This is a genomic window from Thioclava sp. F1Mire-8 (assembly GCF_002213165.1).
In the GTDB taxonomy this organism is placed as follows: Bacteria; Pseudomonadota; Alphaproteobacteria; order Rhodobacterales; family Rhodobacteraceae; genus Thioclava; species Thioclava nitratireducens.
Genome location: NZ_NBNY01000001.1, coordinates 436,537 through 452,422 on the forward strand (window position 1 = coordinate 436,537; position 15,886 = coordinate 452,422).

The following is a 15,886-nucleotide window of genomic DNA, read 5'->3' on the forward strand; positions in this document are numbered from 1 at the left end:
AAAGAAAAACCCCGCCCGAGAACGGGCGGGGAGTTGGGAGTGATGGGGCCTGCTTCCGGGCAGGAGAGACGAGAGAACCCGGAAGCAGGTCGTCGCGGAAACCCGGGCAGGGAGGGGGAGAGAGAGAAACCCGGCCTTTCCGAATGTCGCGAGGCATCTGCGCTCGACGGCGATGTCCGGGGGTGGCGTATCCCGGCCTGCCATCTTGCCTATGCCCTTGCGTCTCGAGATGTGCAGGGAGAACCGATGCAGCAATGCCGCAGTTCCGATATTTCATTCGCCTCCCGTTCATGTGAGATCGCGCCGGTTTTCCGTGAGGTGCCGCGGGCGCGTCCTCCCTTGCGTCAGGTCAAACCAATGTCATGCTTTCTGCGCTAGGTTTGGCGTGGAATCGCACAGGCAGGAGACAGCGGGATGAAGGATCTGGCCGGGGACAAGGTGCCGCCGCGCAAGGGGACGTCACGCAAGGGGTCGCCGCGCAAGGGCGCGACGGCGGGCGCGGGATCGGCCAATGTGGTGAGCAAGCTCGCGGGCGTCGATCAGCCCCGGACCGAGGAACACAGCGCGGCGCTGGCCTCCTTCGAGGCGCTCGACCGTCTCTCTCACGCGTTGATGGGCCGGGCCGAGGGCGGGCTGTCTCCGATCTCGCTGAGCCTCGCCTGGGCCGATTGGGCGACGCATCTGGCCCTCAGCCCCGGCAAACAGGCCGAGCTTGGCTGGAAGGCCGGGCGCAAATGGATGCACCTGTTGCGCGCAATGGCGCCGCACAGCAGCGACGATGTCGAGGCGCAGCCGCTCGAACCGCTGCCGCAGGACCGCCGTTTCTCCGCGCCCGACTGGCAGCAGTTTCCGTACTCCCTCTACGCGCAGAGTTTCCTGCATGCCCAGCAATGGTGGCACAACGCCACGACGGACGTGCGCGGGGTCGAGGCCCGGCACGAACAGATGATGCAGTTCTACGCGCGCCAATGGCTCGACATGGTGGCGCCCACGAATTTCATCGCGACCAATCCGCGAGTGATCGAGCGGACGTTGAAGGAAGGCGGGGTGAACCTCCTGCGCGGGGCGCGCTATTGGGGCGAGGATGCGGTCAAGGCGCTCACCGGCGATACCAAGCCTGAACCCACGCTGATCCCGGGGACCGATGTGGCGCTGACGCCGGGCAAGGTGGTGCTGCGCAACGATCTGATCGAGCTGCTGCAATACGAACCGCGCACCGAGAAGGTCCATTCGGTGCCGCTGCTGATCGTGCCGGCCTGGATCATGAAATATTACATCCTCGATCTGGAGGAGACGAATTCGCTGATCCGCTGGCTCGTGGGGCAAGGCTTTACCGTTTTCGCGATCTCTTGGAAAAATCCCGACGAGGGCGACCGCGATCTGGGCTTCGACGATTATCGCGAGAAGGGCGTGATGACGGCGCTCGATGCGGTCTGTGCGATCACGGGTGCGGAGAAGGTTCACGGGCTGGGCTATTGCCTCGGCGGGACGCTCCTGTCGGTCGCAGCGGCGGCGATGGCGCGCGATGGCGACGAACGGCTGGCCTCGCTGACGATGCTGGCTGCGCAGGTCGATTTCACCGAGGCCGGGGAGCTGAGCCTGTTCACCAATGAAGACCAGCTGAGCCTGATCGAAGATATGATGTGGGAGGAGGGCTATCTCGACAAGACCGCTATGGCGGGCACTTTCACGATGCTCAAGTCGAAGGATCTGATCTGGTCGCAGGCGGTTCATACCTACCTGATGGGCGAGCGCGAGACGGACAGCGCGCTGGCCTCGTGGAGCCACGACGCGACGCGGATGCCCTACCGGATGCATTCGCAATATCTGCGCCGGCTGTTTCTCGACAACGATCTGGCAGAGGGACGCATGGATACGCGCGGCGTGCCGGTCTTCCTGCAGGATATCGAGACGCCGGTCTTCGCCGTCGCGACCGAGGCCGATCACATCGCGCCGTGGCATTCGGTCTTCAAGCTGACATGGTCTCTGCCGGGAGCGGTGAATTTCGCGCTGGTTTCGGGCGGGCACAATACCGGGATCGTGCGTCCGCCGGGTGCGCCGCGGGCGCATTACCGCCTGATGGAGCATCGCCCCGGCATGCCGCATCCCTCCGCCGTGGACTGGGCCTCGGAATGTGCGCCCCGCGACGGGTCGTGGTGGGAGCCTTGGGCGAAATGGCTGCGCAAGACCGGGGACGGGTCCGAGATCGCGCCGCCCCCGATGGGCAAGGGGCGCAAATACCGCGCGCTCTGCGATGCGCCGGGGGCGTACGTGCTGACCCGCTAGGGCTGCTCGACCTCGGGCAGCATCGCGCGCAGCGTCTCGATCCGGTCGGCCTCACCTGGGGGTTTGTCCCAGCGGATTCGCGAGATGCGCGGGAAGCGCATCGCGACGCCGGATTTATGTCGGGTGGAGCGGTTGAGCCCCTCGAAGGCGACCTCCACCACCAGATCGGGCGACAGGGATCGCACCGGGCCAAAGCGTTCCACCGTGTGATTGCGCACGAAACGGTCGAGCTTGCGCAGTTCCTCATCGGTAAAGCCGGAATAGGCCTTGCCCACGGGCACGAGATGCTCTCCCTCCCAGACGCCGAAGGTGAAATCGGAATAGAAGCCCGAGCGTTTGCCATGCCCGCGTTGCGCATAGAGGATCACTGCGTCGATGATCCGCGGGTCGCGCTTCCACTTGAACCACGGCCCCTTGGGGCGGCCCGCCATGTAGGGCGTATCGCGACGTTTCAGCATCACGCCCTCGATCACCACCTCGGGCGGCGCTTCGCGTAACTCGGCGAGATCCTCCCAAGTGTCGAAGGGCAGCAGTTCCGAGACGTCGAAGCGCTCGGGGTTGAGGTCAGCAACAAACGCCTCCAGCCGGGTGCGGCGGGCCTCGAAGGGCAGGGGGCGCAGGTCCTCCTCGCCCGCGATCAGGATATCGTAGAGCCGCAGCGCCGCCGGGTGGGAGGCGAGCATCGCCTTGCCCGGAGATTTCCGCCCCAGCCGCTTCTGGAGATCGCCGAATGGCGCCACCTGATCGCCGCGCCGTACGATCAACTCGCCATCGAGCGCGCCGTCGAATGCCATATGCGCGACTACATCAGGAAACGCCCCCGAAATATCCTCGCCGGTGCGCGAATAAAGCCGCCTCTCGCCGCCCTCGGCCACGGCCTGCACGCGGATGCCGTCCCATTTCCACTCGGCGGCGAAGTCGTCGGGCGTCAGATCGGTGAGCGCGTCGAGATCGGTGGGAGTCGACAGCATCACCGGACGGAACGGCGCAAAACCTGCGCGCTCGGGCTTTTCGCCGCCCTCGATCCAGTCGAAAAGCGGCTGATAGGGCGGCGATAGCCCGTGCCAGATTTCCTCGATCTCCTCAAGTTCGGGCGTGCCGAGCGAGGCCAGAGCCACCCGGGCAAGCCGCGCCGAGACGCCCACGCGCAGCCCCCCGGTCGCGAGTTTCAAGAGCGCATAGCGTTCCGAGGGCTCGAGCCGGTCCAGCCACCCGGCGATCAGCGGCCCCACGCGGGTCTTGGGCGTGTCCTGCAGGGTCTCGACGATCTCCACCAGATCGAGGTCCTGGGGCGTGTTTTCCTGCGGCCAGATGAGTGCGATCGTCTCGGCCAGATCGCCTACGTAGTCATAGGACAGCGCGAACAGCTCGGGATCGACCCGTTCGCCCACCATCGCGCGCAGGACCGCAGGTTGCGCGCGGCCCAGTTCCAGTTCTCCGGTGAGCGCCGCAAGCGCATAGCCGCGCTCGGGGTCGGGCGCGTGGCGCAGGTAATCGGCCAGCGCGTCGATCTTGGCGTTGCGCCCGGGCGTAAAGGCGAGACGTTCGAGAAGGACCGCGAAGGCTTTCATTCCGGCTCCTCCTCGTAGCCCACAAGATGGAGCGGACGGGCCACGCGCCCCTCCAGTTCCGCCCAGCGCATCAGCGCCTCCTCGCGGCCATGGGTGATCCACAGCTCGGACGGGTCGATCTCGCGCACCGTGCGCGTAAGGTCCACCCAGTCGATATGGTCCGAGATCACCAGCGGCAGCTCGACGCCGCGCTGGCGGGCGCGGGCGCGGATTTGCATCCACCCCGAGGCGAAAGAGATCACCGGGTCGGCGAAGCGCTGTACCCAAGGTGAGGAAAAGGCCGAGGGCGGCGCGATCACCAGCGCCTCGCGCAGCTCCCGCGCCTCTGCCTTGTCCATCGTGGCGGGGCGCAGATCGCCCAAGGGGATGCCCTGCTCCAGGTGGTAGTCGCAGAGCCGCTGCAGCGCGCCGTGGATGTAGATCGGCGCGTCATAGCCCGCCTCGCGCGCGAGCATGATGACGCGCTGCGCCTTGCCCAGCGCATAGGCGCCCACCAGATGCGGTCGCTTGGGGGCTGCGCGCATCGAGGCCATCAGCTTCGCCATCTCTTCGGCAGGATCGGGATGCTTGAAGACCGGCAGCGCGAAGGTGGCTTCGGTGATGAACGTGTCGCAGGGCACCGGCTCGAAAGGCGCGCAGGACGGGTTCGCGACGCGCGCGTAATCGCCCGAGGCCACGATGCGTTGCCCCTTATGCGTGATCGCGATCTGCGCCGAGCCCAGCACATGCCCCGCCGGATGAAAGCTGACATCCACGCCCCCCACCGAGAGCGGCCCCTCGTAAGCCTGCCGCTGTCCTGCGAAATCCTCGCCATAGCGGATCGCCATGATCTCCAGCGTCTGGCGCGTGGCCAGTACATGCCCGTGGCCTGCGCGCGCGTGATCGGCGTGACCATGCGTTATCAGCGCACGCGCCACGGGACGACTCGGGTCGATATAGAAATTGCCGCTCGGGCAATAGAGCCCTTCGGGGCGCGGGATCAGAAGCGGCTCGGCCATCGGTCTTTCACTTACGGTAACGCTCGAAATGCATACGCGAGGGCGCGCGCCCGGCCCAAATTTTCGGCAATCGCCCTAGGGCAAGCTTTTCGCGCGACGATTGTTCCAAATCAAACGATCTTCGGCGCGCCCATGTTAGGGTTACGCTATCCAGTCACAAGGGAGGCTTACATGGCAGAGAAGAAATCCCCACCCGGCATGAACATGGCCGGCTGCATGCCGGTGCCGGATATGGGTTCGGTAAGCTCGGTGATGGCACCGCAGCTCAAAATGATGGAATCGATGATCGCGCAGAACATCGAACTGCTCGAATTCCTGAAAGCCCGGTTCGAGCGTGATCAGGAGATGGTCAACCAGCTGTCGGAAACTGCCGATCCGATGCGCGCGATGACGCTCTGGGGTGAGTTCTGGCAGCGTACGGCCAGCGATTACACCGCCGAGATGACCAAGCTCGCCACCTCGATGACGGGGATCGCGGAACGCGCGGTGCGCTCTGCCACCGAAGAGGGCGAAGCGCTCGCCAAGGCGGTCGGAAAAAAGTGACGCCTCGGGTCGGCAAGCACGGGGTGAGCCTCGGCGGCGTGCCGGTCTGAGCGATCCGAAAACGCGTTGGCGCGGCAAGCCGGAGGGGCTCGCCGCGCGCAGTGCCGCTTGCGGGCAGTCTGCGGGCTTACTTCTTGTAGATCCAGCCGCCGCCGAAGATGCGGCTGTCCTCGGGCGCGTAGAACACGCAGGCCTGTCCGGGGCTGACGCCTTCCTCTGGCACGACCAGTTCGACCTCGGCCTCGGTCTCCGAGACGGGGCGGATGATCGCCTCGCGCGGCGGGCGGGTCGAGCGGACCTTGACCTTCAGGTGCCATTCCTCGCGCGAGGTGAAGGGCTCGTCGCCTAGCCAGTTGATCTCGCGCACGGGGATGGTGCGGGTCGACAGCGCCTCTTTCGGGCCGACGACGACATGGCGCGTCTCGGGGTCGAGCTTCACAACGTAAAGCGGATCTTCCAGTCCGCCGATGCCGAGCCCGCGCCGCTGTCCGATCGTGTAATGGATCACGCCGCGATGCTGGCCGAGCACGTTGCCCTCCATGTCGACGATATCGCCGGGATCGGCGGCGCCGGGGCGCAGCTTCTCGATGACGCTTGCGTAGTTCCCGTTCGGCACGAAGCAGATATCCTGACTGTCGGGTTTGTCGGCCACCGCCAGCCCGTATTTCGCCGCCAGTTCCCGCGTCGCATCCTTCGAGGGCAGGTGGCCCAGCGGGAAGCGCAGGTAATCGAGCTGCTCCGGCGTGGTCGAGAACAGGAAATAGCTCTGATCGCGGTTCGGATCGGCCGCGCAATGCAACTCGGGCCCGGCCGCGCCGTCCTTGCGCTGGATGTAATGGCCCGTCGCCATGCAATCGGCATCGAGATCCTTCGCCGTCTCCAGCAGATCCTTGAACTTCACGCGCTCGTTGCAGCGGATGCAGGGAACCGGCGTCGCGCCACCCAGATAGGCGTCGGCGAATTCGTCGATCACCGCCTCGCGGAACGTGTTCTCGTAATCGAGCACGTAATGCGGGAAGCCCATCTCCTCGGCGACGCGGCGGGCATCGTGGATATCCTGCCCCGCGCAGCACGCGCCTTTCTTGGCCAGCGCCGCGCCGTGGTCGTAAAGCTGCAGCGTCACGCCCACCACGTCATAGCCTTCCTCGGCGAGTTTCGCGGCCACGACCGAGCTATCGACGCCGCCCGACATGGCGACGACGACGCGGGTGTCCGCGGGCGGTTTGGCGAAACCGAGCGAATTGAGCGGCAGATCCTTGGGCATGATGAAGCGTCCTTTAACGAGACGTGCAGCAATATAGGAAAATGCGACCCACTCTCAACCCCGCGTTTCACGCAGTGTTAACGGCGTGCGCACCAATGTGGCCGGCGTGAAGAGCTTGAAGGGGTGAGCCCATGTATCTCAAGAAAGTCGACGGCCCGCGCGCGGTGACCCTCGCCGACGGCACGATCCTGACCCGTGCCGATCTGCCTTCTCCGAAAACCCGAAGATGGGTGGCCAGCCGAAAAGCCGTAATCGTGCAGGCGGTCGCGCATGATCTGATCTCGCGCGATGAGGTGCTGGAGCGCTACGGGCTCTCCGACGAGGAGCTCGACCTCTGGATCGAAGCGATCGAAAGGCACGGGATTCAAGGGCTTAAGGTGACCGCGATCCAGAAGCTCAAACAGCTTTAGGTTGCACCCTCGCGGAAACGTGAGAAGGTAACCCGGTGTTAACCATTTGATGTAAGTCTCGACCTGATCGAGGGATTAATGCGGAGAACCCAGAATGCGTATTTTATTGGTGGAAGACGACCCGACGACCTCGCGCAGTATCGAATTGATGCTGACCCATGCGAATCTCAACGTCTATTGCACCGATCTGGGTGAAGAAGGCATCGATCTCGCGAAACTCTACGATTACGACCTGATCCTGCTTGACCTCAATCTGCCCGACATGAACGGGCACGAGGTGTTGCGCCAGCTGCGCCTGTCGAAGATCGACACGCCGATTCTGATCCTCACCGGGGCCGACGATACCGAAAACAAGATCAAGGGATTCGGCTTCGGCGCCGATGACTACATGACGAAGCCCTTTCACCGCGAGGAACTGGTGGCGCGCATTCACGCGATCATCCGCCGGTCCAAGGGCCATGCGCAATCGATCATCCGCACCGGCAAGATCTCGGTCAATCTCGATGCGAAGACGGTCGAGGTCGATGGCAAGCCGGTGCATCTGACCGGCAAGGAATACCAGATGCTCGAACTCCTGAGCCTGCGCAAAGGCACGACCCTGACGAAGGAGATGTTCCTCAACCACCTCTATGGCGGCATGGATGAGCCTGAATTGAAGATCATCGACGTTTTCATCTGCAAGCTGCGCAAGAAACTCGCCGATGCCACCGAGGGCGAGAATTACATCGAAACCGTCTGGGGCCGTGGCTACGTGCTGCGCGATCCCGACCCTTCGGAGTTGGAGCGGCGCATCGCCATGGGCGCCTGACTTCACAAAGCCGGCGATCTCCGTCGTCACGGCTCTTTACGCCCCCTCGGCGCTTGCCTAAACCAAGGTCAGCACGAGGGGGTTTTCCATGTCCGAGCCAAGCCGCACCGAGATCGACGCGCTGAGCGAGGCCGAGGCCCGCGCAGAAATGCCCAGCCTGATCGCCAAGATCGAGGCGGCCAATACCGCCTATCATACTCATGATGCGCCCGAGATTTCGGATGCGGAATATGACGCGCTCAAGCAACGCCTCGCAGCGATCGAGGCGAAATTTCCCGCTTTGAAATCCGAGCAATCGCCCACCGAACAGGTTGGCGGCCAACTCGCGGAAGGCTTCGGCAAGATCACCCATGCGATCCGCATGATGAGCCTCGCCAATGCCTTTTCTGACGAGGAGGTGACCGAGTTCGACGAAAGCGTCCGCAGCTTCCTCGGTCTAAAATCCGACGCAAAGCTGAACTACACGGCCGAGCCGAAGATCGACGGGCTGTCGCTCTCGATCCGCTACGAGAAGGGCAAGCTGATCCATGCCGCCACGCGCGGCGACGGTGCGGTCGGCGAGAACGTGACCGAGAACGCACGCACCATCGACGACATTCCGACCTCGATCGCGGATGCGCCGGACGTGCTGGAAGTGCGCGGCGAAGTCTATATGAGCCATGCCGATTTCGAGGCGCTCAACAGCCGCAACGAGGCCGCGGGCGAAAAGCGTTTCGCCAATCCGCGCAACGCCGCTGCTGGATCCTTGCGCCAACTCGACCCGAAAGTGACCGCGTCGCGCCCTCTGAAGTTCTTTGCTTATGCCTGGGGGGAGCTTTCCGCGCCGCTGGCCGAGACCCAGATCGAGGCCATCGCGCGGCTGCAATCCCTCGGCTTCCAGACCAACCCGCTGACCGAGCTTTGCGACGGACCTGCTGACATGCTCGCCCATTACCGCGAGATCGAGGCAAAGCGCGCCACGCTCGGCTACGATATCGACGGCGTCGTCTACAAGGTGAACGACCTCGCGCTGCAGCGCCGCCTCGGCTTCCGCTCGACCACGCCGCGTTGGGCGATCGCGCATAAATTCCCCGCCGAGCTTGCCTGGACGCAGCTCGAAGGGATCGACATTCAGGTCGGTCGCACCGGCGCGCTCTCGCCGGTCGCGCGGCTGACGCCGGTGACGGTGGGCGGCGTGGTCGTCTCGAACGCGACGCTGCATAACGAAGATTACATCGCCGGGCGCGATTCCAAGGGCGCGGAAATTCGCGGCGGCAAGGATATACGCGTCGGCGACTGGGTGCAGGTCTATCGCGCGGGGGACGTGATCCCGAAGATCGCCGATGTCGATCTCGCGCGCCGCCCCGTAGACGCGGTGCCCTACGACTTTCCGACCCATTGCCCCCGCTGCGGATCCGAGGCGATCCGCGAAGAGGGCGATGCGGTGCGCCGCTGCACCGGCGGGCTGATCTGCCCCGCGCAAGCGGTCGAAAAGCTGAAACATTTCGTCTCGCGCGCGGCTTTCGACATCGAAGGTCTCGGCGCGAAACAGGTCGAGCAATTCTACGAGGATGGCTGGATCAAGGAACCTGCCGACATCTTCACGCTGGAAGAGCGCTACGGGCAGGGCATCCAGCAGCTCAAGAACCGCGAGGGCTGGGGAGAGAAATCGGCGCGCAACCTCTTTGCCGCCATCGCAGAGAAACGCAGGATTCCGCTGCAACGCCTGATCTTCGCGCTCGGCATCCGTCATGTCGGTGAGACGAGCGCAGGGATGCTCGCCACACATTACGGCACGTGGGACGCGTTCGAGACCGCGATGACGCAGGCAGACTGCGGCCAGGGCCCGGAATGGGACGACCTGATCTCGATCGACGGGGTCGGCGAGACACTCGCGACCTCGGTCGTGACGACGTTCCAGCAAGAGGCCGAGCGCGCCTCGATCGACCGTCTCACCGCGCATCTGAGTGTCGAGGAGGCCGAGAAGCCGAAATCCGACAGTCCGGTTTCGGGCCTCACCGTCGTTTTCACCGGGACGCTGGAGAAGATGACCCGGGCCGAGGCGAAGGCGCGGGCGGAGGCGCTTGGCGCGAAGGTCTCGGGGTCCGTCAGCGCCAAGACCGACCTGCTCGTCGCGGGGCCGGGCGCTGGATCGAAAGCCAAGAAAGCGGCCGAGTTGAACATCCGCGTCATCGACGAGGATGAATGGATCGCGCTCGCGGGGGGCGCATGAGCACCCGGCCCTCCGAACTGTTCGAGCTCTTCGCCGAGCTCGACAGTCTCGCGGGCGTCGGTCCGAAAACGGCCAAGCATTTCGAAGGGTTGGGGATCACCCGCCCGCGCGACGTGTTGTTCACCTTGCCCTATTCGGTGATCGACCGCCGTCCTGTTGCGACCGTGCAAGGCGTGCCCGCGGGCACTACTGTCACCGTCGAAGTGACGATCGGAGCCCATAGTCCTGCGCGTAAACAGGGCGCGCCAGACCGGGTTCTATGCCATGACGCGCAGGGCGACATCACGCTGGTCTTCTTCCGCGCGCGGGGCGACTGGCTCGCGAAACAGATGCCCAACGGGGCGCGGCGGATCATTTCGGGCAAGCTCGAGATTTATGACGGGCAGGCGCAGATCGTGCATCCCGATTACATCCTGCCGCCCGAAAATGCGGGCGAGATGCCCCGGTTCGAGCCGGTCTATCCGCTCACCGCGGGCATCACGCAAAAGCTGATGGCGAAGGCGGCCGAGGGGGCCTTGGCGCGTGCGCCGGACCTGCCCGAATGGATCGACGCTGCGCTCAAGCGCCGCGAGGGCTGGCCGGATTGGCGCGACGCAGTGCAAACGGCGCATCACCCTGAAAAGATTGACGATCTCGCGGCCACGGCGCCGGCGCGCGCGCGCCTCGCCTATGACGAGCTTTTCGCGCATCAGATGACACTCGCGCTCGCCCGGCGCCAGTCGCGGCGCAAGAAGGGTCGGGTGACGCGCGGCACGGGCAAGCTCTCGGCGCAGGTTCTGGCCAGCCTGCCGTACAAGCCGACCGGTGCGCAGACCCGCGCGATCGCCGAAATCGCGGGCGATATGGGCTCCGAGCGGCGAATGAACCGGCTGCTGCAGGGCGATGTCGGCGCGGGCAAGACGCTGGTCGCCTTCATGGCGCTGCTGACGGCGGTCGAGGCTGGCGGGCAGGGCGTGATGATGGCGCCCACGGAAATTCTCGCGCGCCAGCATCTGGAAGGTCTGGCGCCGCTGGCCGAGGCGGCGGGCGTCCGGCTGGAGATTCTGACCGGGCGCGACAAGGGGGCGGAGCGGGCGCGCAAGCTCGCCGATCTGGCCTCGGGCGCGATCGGTATCCTCGTGGGCACCCATGCGGTTTTTCAGAAAGACGTGGAATTTCAGGATTTGCGGCTTTCCGTGATCGACGAACAGCATCGCTTCGGCGTGGCGCAACGGATGGAGCTGGGTGCCAAGGGGCAGGCGGTCGACGTGCTGGTCATGACCGCGACGCCGATCCCGCGCTCGCTCGCGCTGGCGCAATATGGTGACATGGATGTGAGCCTTCTCGACGAGAAGCCACCGGGTCGGACGCCGGTCAAGACCGCGCTCGTCGCGATGGAGCGGATGGGAGAGGTGGTCGAGCATCTGCGCAAGGCGGTGGCCGAGGGGCGGCAGGCTTATTGGGTCTGCCCGCTGGTCGAAGAGAGCGAGCGGGTCGATCTGAGCTCCGCCACCGACCGCTTTCTGGCGCTGCGCGCGGCGCTTGGCGACGATGTCGTGGGACTGGTTCACGGCCAGATGCCCTCCGCCGAGAAAGACGCCGCGATGGCGGCCTTCGTGAAGGGGCAGACACGCGTGCTGGTCGCGACGACGGTGATCGAAGTGGGCGTGAACGTGCCCAACGCCTCGATCATGGTGATCGAGCGGGCCGAGAGTTTCGGTCTCGCGCAGCTCCATCAGCTGCGCGGGCGGGTCGGGCGCGGCGCTGCGGCCTCGACCTGCCTGATGATCTACCAGAGCCCGTTGAGCGAGACGGCAGAACGCCGCCTGTCGATCCTGCGCGAAAGCGAGGACGGGTTCCGCATCGCCGAGGAAGACCTCGCCATGCGGGGCGCGGGCGATGTGATCGGCACGGCGCAGTCGGGCCTGCCGCGTTTCCGCGTGGCGGACCTTGAACGTCAGGCCGGTCTGATGGCGGTGGCGCAGTCGGATGCGCGCAAGCTCCTGTCCGACGATCCCGAGCTGAGCGGCCCGCGCGGACAGGCGACGCGGGTGCTGCTGTGGCTGATGGAACAGGACCGCGCGATCCGCCTGATCGGCATCGGCTGAGCCCGGTTCGACTCACGTTCTCCTTCAGTGTTCTCAAATGTTCCTAAAAAGTTCTTTACACGCGACGTCAATTATGAGAACAAAGTAGCAACAGAGGGAATGGAGGTGCCAGATGGCCAAGGAAATCAAGGAGCTTCTCGACCGCAATCACAGCACGCTGCTGGCCGACGCCGTAGGGGGCATCGCGCTTTGCGCAAGCTTCATCATGGCGCTTTGGCTGCCGGGGCTCCTCTAAGCCCGACCTGTCTCATCGTTACTGCCTCGCGCTTTTTGGCTGCCGCACCTGTCCCAAACCCGCGGCTTTGCCTGTCTCCCAGGCCCGCCTGTCCGTAAAGCGCAACCTTCAGCCGCCGCTCTTTCGAGTGGCGGCTTTTTTTATAGCGTAGGAGAGAGTGGTTAGCGGCTCAGCACTGCTCGAGCGCTTCGAGCGTCGCCTCGGGGGCGAGCAGGATCGAGCCATGCCGGTTGGGGTAGTCGCGCGCGGCTTGCAGCACTTCATAATCGCCGAAGGGCGCATCGGGGACAGGGCCGCCCTTGAGCATCTCGGCCAGCTGATCGCGCAGCTTCGCGATCTCATCGCGCGTGCGGCCCACGACCTGAGCCCCGAAGATCGCAGCCGAGGCCTGACCCAGCGCGCAGGCATGTACGGTCTGGCTATAGCCGGTCACGCGGCCGTCTGCGCAGGTCAGCGCGACTTCGACTGTGGAGCCGCAAAGCGGCGCGCGCTTGCGCATGGTCACGTCGGGCTCGGGCAGCGGATCGGTGCCCGGCATATCGGCGGCCAGCGCCAGAATGCGCTGCGAATAGAGCTTGATCAGATCAGTGTCGCTCATCTCTTTCCCCTTCGGCCCGTCCGGCGTAGATAGGACCTGAGCCACAGGAAGGAAAGAGCAGATGCCATTCGATCCCGCCAGCTTGACCTATGACGCCAACGGTTTGATCCCCGCCATCGCGCAGGATGCGCTGTCCGGCGATATCCTGATGATGGCATGGATGAATGCTGAGAGCGTTACGAGGACACTCGAAACAGGGCGCGTAACCTATTGGTCGCGCTCGCGACAATCGTTCTGGGTAAAGGGCGAGACCTCGGGCCATGTGCAGCGCCTGCGCGAGATGCGGGTGGATTGCGACCGCGACACGCTTCTGGTGCTGGTGGAGCAGGAAGGCCCGGCCTGCCACACCAATCGCCGGTCGTGCTTCTATACCGCGATCCGTGATGGCGAGGAGGTCGAGATCCTCACGCCGATGGAAGATTGAGAGCGACTCTTCGGGAAGGATATTTCCGTCAAGAGGAAGCGGGTAGCCCGACCATGCGGCGAATCTCGTCCGGGGTGACCCCATCCTCGCGGTATTTCGCAATCGCGCGGGCGTCGTCGCGCTTGGCGAGGCGCTTGCCGTTCTCATCGCGGATAAGCTCGTGATGGCAATAAGTAGGCGTGAGAAGTTCGAGTAGTCTCTGAAGCAGCACGTGGATCTGCGTGGCGTCGAACAGGTCTGCGCCGCGTGTGACATGGGTAATGCCCTGTGCGGCATCATCTAGCACCACGGCGAGGTGATAGGACGTACCCATCTCGCGGCGTGCAAGCACGACATCGCCCACCTTGTCGATCAGATCGGCGCGAGAGATGTGATGCGTGCCTTTGTGCAGTGCGCAGATTTCCTCGAAGCGGATATCGCGGGCGGCGCGGGTCATATTCAGACGCAAGGCGCTTTCAGGCAGCGGAGCCCCGGGTCGGCGCGCGCCGCTGTCGCGGCAGGTGCCGGGATAGATCAGGCCGTCTGGCCCGTATTGCGCGCCTTCCTGCGGTGCGGAGGCGGCTGCCTCAATGTCGCGGCGGGTGCAGGAGCATGCAAAGAGAAGATCGCTTTCCCAAAGTCTTTCAAGGACTTCGCGATAGAGGTTCAAGCGATCCGATTGGCGCAGAACCGGCCCGTCCCAAGACAGCCCGAGCCAGTGTAGATCGTCGTAGATCTGCTGTTCCCAGTGCGGGCGCGCGCGGCTCTGGTCGATGTCTTCGATGCGCAGCAAGAACTGCCCGCCGGCCTTGCGCGCCATGTCATGCGCGAGGATCGCGCTATAGGCATGGCCCAGATGCAGCGGGCCCGTTGGCGAGGGGGCGAAGCGTGTGATCATCGACGCGCGCACCCTGCCAAATCAGCCGCCCGCGCGGCGATCCGCATGCGCCTGATAGATCAGGATCCAGGCGAGCGCGATGAACATCGGATGCGTCAGGCCGCCCGAGAAGATGATCGCCGGAACCCAGATCACGAAGACGAGGATCGCAAGGAAGATGCGCCCGATCAGCAGGATCGAAAGCGGTGGCAGAAACAGGGCCAGAACGTAGTTCACACGGTCTCTCCTTGATGTGCCAGCCAGTCGCCGAAGACCGTCTTGGCGCGATCGGTATAGGCCTTGTAGCGGTCTTTGCGGCCACGCCGCCCGCCCTTGGCGTCGATCGGCGGGAAGAGCCCGAAATTGACATTCATCGGTTGGAACGTCTTCGCCTCGGCCCCGCCTGTGATGTGGGTGATCAACGCCCCCATCGCGGTTTCGGGTCCCGGCGGCGGCAGCTCGCGGCCCTGAAGCTCCGCAGCGGCCATGCGACCCGCCAGAAGGCCCATCGCGGCGCTTTCGACATAGCCTTCAACGCCGGTGATCTGGCCCGCGAAGCGCAGGTTCGGGTGCGATTTGAGCCGCATCTGAGCATCGAGCAGCGTCGGCGAATTGATGAAGGTGTTGCGGTGAATCCCGCCGAGACGCGCAAACTTGGCATCCTGAAGCCCCGGAATCATCCGGAAAACAGCAGCTTGCGCGCCGTACTTCATCTTGGTCTGGAAGCCCACGATATTGTAGAGCGTGCCGAGCGCGTTGTCGCGGCGCAGCTGCACCACCGCCCAAGCCTTGGTCTGCGGATCGTGCTCGTTGGTCAGGCCGACCGGTTTCATCGGCCCGTGGCGCAGGGTCTCGCGGCCGCGTTCAGCCATCACCTCGATCGGCAGGCAGCCGTCGAAATAGCCCGCGGTCTCGCCCTCGTGGAACTCGGTCTTGTCGGCCTCGAGCAGGGCGTCGATGAAGGCCTCGTATTGGTCCTTCGTCATCGGGCAGTTGATATAGGCCGTGCGCTCTTCCTCGGTCTCGCCCTTGTCGTAGCGCGACTGACGCCATGCGACGGACATGTCGATCGTGTCGGCATAGACGATGGGCGCGATGGCGTCAAAGAAGGCCAGTCGCTCTTCGCCGGTGGCTTGCAGGATAGCTTTGCCGAGGCTCTCAGACGTCAGAGGCCCGGTCGCAAAGATCCATTTTCCCTCTGAAGGAAGCTCCGTAACTTCTTCCTCCGTAAAGGAAATATTCTCGTGGGCGCGGAGCGCCTCGGTCACCGATTGCGAAAACGCCTCGCGGTCCACAGCCAGCGCGCCGCCTGCGGGCAGACGGTGCTTGCGCGCGGTCTCCATGATCAGCCCGTTCGCGGCGCCCATCTCCCAATGGAGTTGACCCACGGCGTTGCGTTCGTGATCGTCCGAGCGGAACGAGTTCGAGCAGACCATCTCGGCATAATTGCCGGTCTGGTGCGCGAAGGTTTCGACCTTGGGCCGCATCTCGTGCAGCACCACGCGAATGCCGGCATTCGCTGCCTGCCAGGCCGCTTCCGAGCCCGCCATGCCACCGCCGACGATATGGAGTTCTTCTGTCATGGCCGCTCATG

General features: G+C 64.6%; 15 protein-coding genes. 8 read left to right on the top strand and 7 right to left on the bottom strand.

Features of this window, described 5'->3' with window-relative positions; genetic code table 11:
* Positions 1-414: 414 nt before the first annotated feature.
* Complete coding sequence (locus B6V75_RS02075; RefSeq protein WP_088718570.1) at positions 415-2,286, top strand: alpha/beta fold hydrolase; 1,872 nt, start codon at positions 415-417, stop codon at positions 2,284-2,286.
* On the opposite strand, the gene B6V75_RS02080 is transcribed toward B6V75_RS02075, so the two are convergent.
* Together B6V75_RS02080 and B6V75_RS02085 are read right to left on the bottom strand one after the other, a co-directional pair.
* Positions 2,283-3,857: a cisplatin damage response ATP-dependent DNA ligase gene (locus tag B6V75_RS02080; RefSeq protein WP_075774878.1), complete on the bottom strand. Its 1,575-nt coding sequence runs from the start codon at positions 3,855-3,857 to the stop codon at positions 2,283-2,285. The two genes, B6V75_RS02075 and B6V75_RS02080, sit on opposite strands and share 4 nt — an antisense overlap.
* Entirely contained in the window at positions 3,854-4,855 is a 1,002-nt protein-coding gene (locus tag B6V75_RS02085) for a ligase-associated DNA damage response exonuclease (RefSeq protein ID WP_088718571.1), read from the bottom strand. Before B6V75_RS02085 ends, B6V75_RS02080 begins: the two co-directional genes overlap by 4 nt.
* A gap of 171 nt (positions 4,856-5,026) precedes the next feature.
* Here B6V75_RS02085 and B6V75_RS02090 point away from each other — a divergent pair, with 171 nt between their 5' ends.
* A complete protein-coding gene (locus B6V75_RS02090; protein WP_075774876.1) occupies positions 5,027-5,398 on the top strand; it encodes a phasin family protein in 372 nt (123 codons plus the stop codon).
* Positions 5,399-5,525: 127 nt separating this feature from the next.
* On the opposite strand, the gene mnmA is transcribed toward B6V75_RS02090, so the two are convergent.
* Positions 5,526-6,662 carry a tRNA 2-thiouridine(34) synthase MnmA gene (gene mnmA, locus B6V75_RS02095; protein WP_088718572.1) on the bottom strand — a complete coding sequence of 379 codons (1,137 nt, stop codon included), beginning with the start codon at positions 6,660-6,662 and terminating at the stop codon, positions 5,526-5,528.
* A 131-nt stretch (positions 6,663-6,793) separates the two neighbouring features.
* Here mnmA and B6V75_RS02100 point away from each other — a divergent pair, with 131 nt between their 5' ends.
* The 5 genes from B6V75_RS02100 to B6V75_RS18905 all read left to right on the top strand — a co-directional run bounded on the left by B6V75_RS02100 (position 6,794) and on the right by B6V75_RS18905 (position 12,414).
* A complete protein-coding gene (locus tag B6V75_RS02100; protein WP_075774874.1) occupies positions 6,794-7,072 on the top strand; it encodes a DUF1153 domain-containing protein in 279 nt (92 codons plus the stop codon).
* Positions 7,073-7,166: 94 nt separating this feature from the next.
* Positions 7,167-7,880, top strand: a complete 714-nt coding sequence (locus B6V75_RS02105) for a response regulator transcription factor (RefSeq protein ID WP_075774873.1) — start codon at positions 7,167-7,169, stop codon at positions 7,878-7,880.
* Positions 7,881-7,968: 88 nt separating this feature from the next.
* Positions 7,969-10,092, top strand: coding sequence for an NAD-dependent DNA ligase LigA (ligA, locus tag B6V75_RS02110; protein ID WP_088718573.1), 2,124 nt, complete (start codon positions 7,969-7,971; stop codon positions 10,090-10,092).
* Complete coding sequence (gene recG, locus B6V75_RS02115; RefSeq protein WP_088719366.1) at positions 10,089-12,179, top strand: ATP-dependent DNA helicase RecG; 2,091 nt, start codon at positions 10,089-10,091, stop codon at positions 12,177-12,179. Before ligA ends, recG begins: the two co-directional genes overlap by 4 nt.
* 112 nt (positions 12,180-12,291) lie before the next feature.
* A complete protein-coding gene (locus B6V75_RS18905; protein ID WP_255266459.1) occupies positions 12,292-12,414 on the top strand; it encodes a hypothetical protein in 123 nt (40 codons plus the stop codon).
* Positions 12,415-12,583: 169 nt separating this feature from the next.
* Here the strand turns inward: B6V75_RS18905 and B6V75_RS02120 are convergent, their stop codons facing one another.
* The gene (locus B6V75_RS02120; RefSeq protein WP_075774871.1) at positions 12,584-13,012 is read right to left on the bottom strand and encodes an iron-sulfur cluster assembly scaffold protein; all 429 of its coding nucleotides are present in this window, start codon (positions 13,010-13,012) and stop codon (positions 12,584-12,586) included.
* A gap of 61 nt (positions 13,013-13,073) precedes the next feature.
* Between B6V75_RS02120 and hisI the strand changes: the two genes are divergently transcribed.
* Positions 13,074-13,436 carry a phosphoribosyl-AMP cyclohydrolase gene (gene hisI / locus B6V75_RS02125; RefSeq protein ID WP_088718574.1) on the top strand — a complete coding sequence of 121 codons (363 nt, stop codon included), beginning with the start codon at positions 13,074-13,076 and terminating at the stop codon, positions 13,434-13,436.
* A 28-nt stretch (positions 13,437-13,464) separates the two neighbouring features.
* On the opposite strand, the gene gluQRS is transcribed toward hisI, so the two are convergent.
* The 3 genes from gluQRS to trmFO are packed head-to-tail and all read right to left on the bottom strand — an operon-like array spanning position 13,465 to position 15,875.
* A complete protein-coding gene (gluQRS, locus tag B6V75_RS02130; RefSeq protein ID WP_088718575.1) occupies positions 13,465-14,313 on the bottom strand; it encodes a tRNA glutamyl-Q(34) synthetase GluQRS in 849 nt (282 codons plus the stop codon).
* A gap of 21 nt (positions 14,314-14,334) precedes the next feature.
* Positions 14,335-14,529, bottom strand: coding sequence for a hypothetical protein (locus B6V75_RS02135; RefSeq protein ID WP_075774868.1), 195 nt, complete (start codon positions 14,527-14,529; stop codon positions 14,335-14,337).
* Positions 14,526-15,875, bottom strand: coding sequence for a methylenetetrahydrofolate--tRNA-(uracil(54)-C(5))-methyltransferase (FADH(2)-oxidizing) TrmFO (trmFO, locus tag B6V75_RS02140; RefSeq protein ID WP_075774867.1), 1,350 nt, complete (start codon positions 15,873-15,875; stop codon positions 14,526-14,528). The genes B6V75_RS02135 and trmFO overlap by 4 nt, the downstream gene beginning before the upstream one ends.
* Between the last annotated feature and the right edge of the window lie 11 nt (positions 15,876-15,886).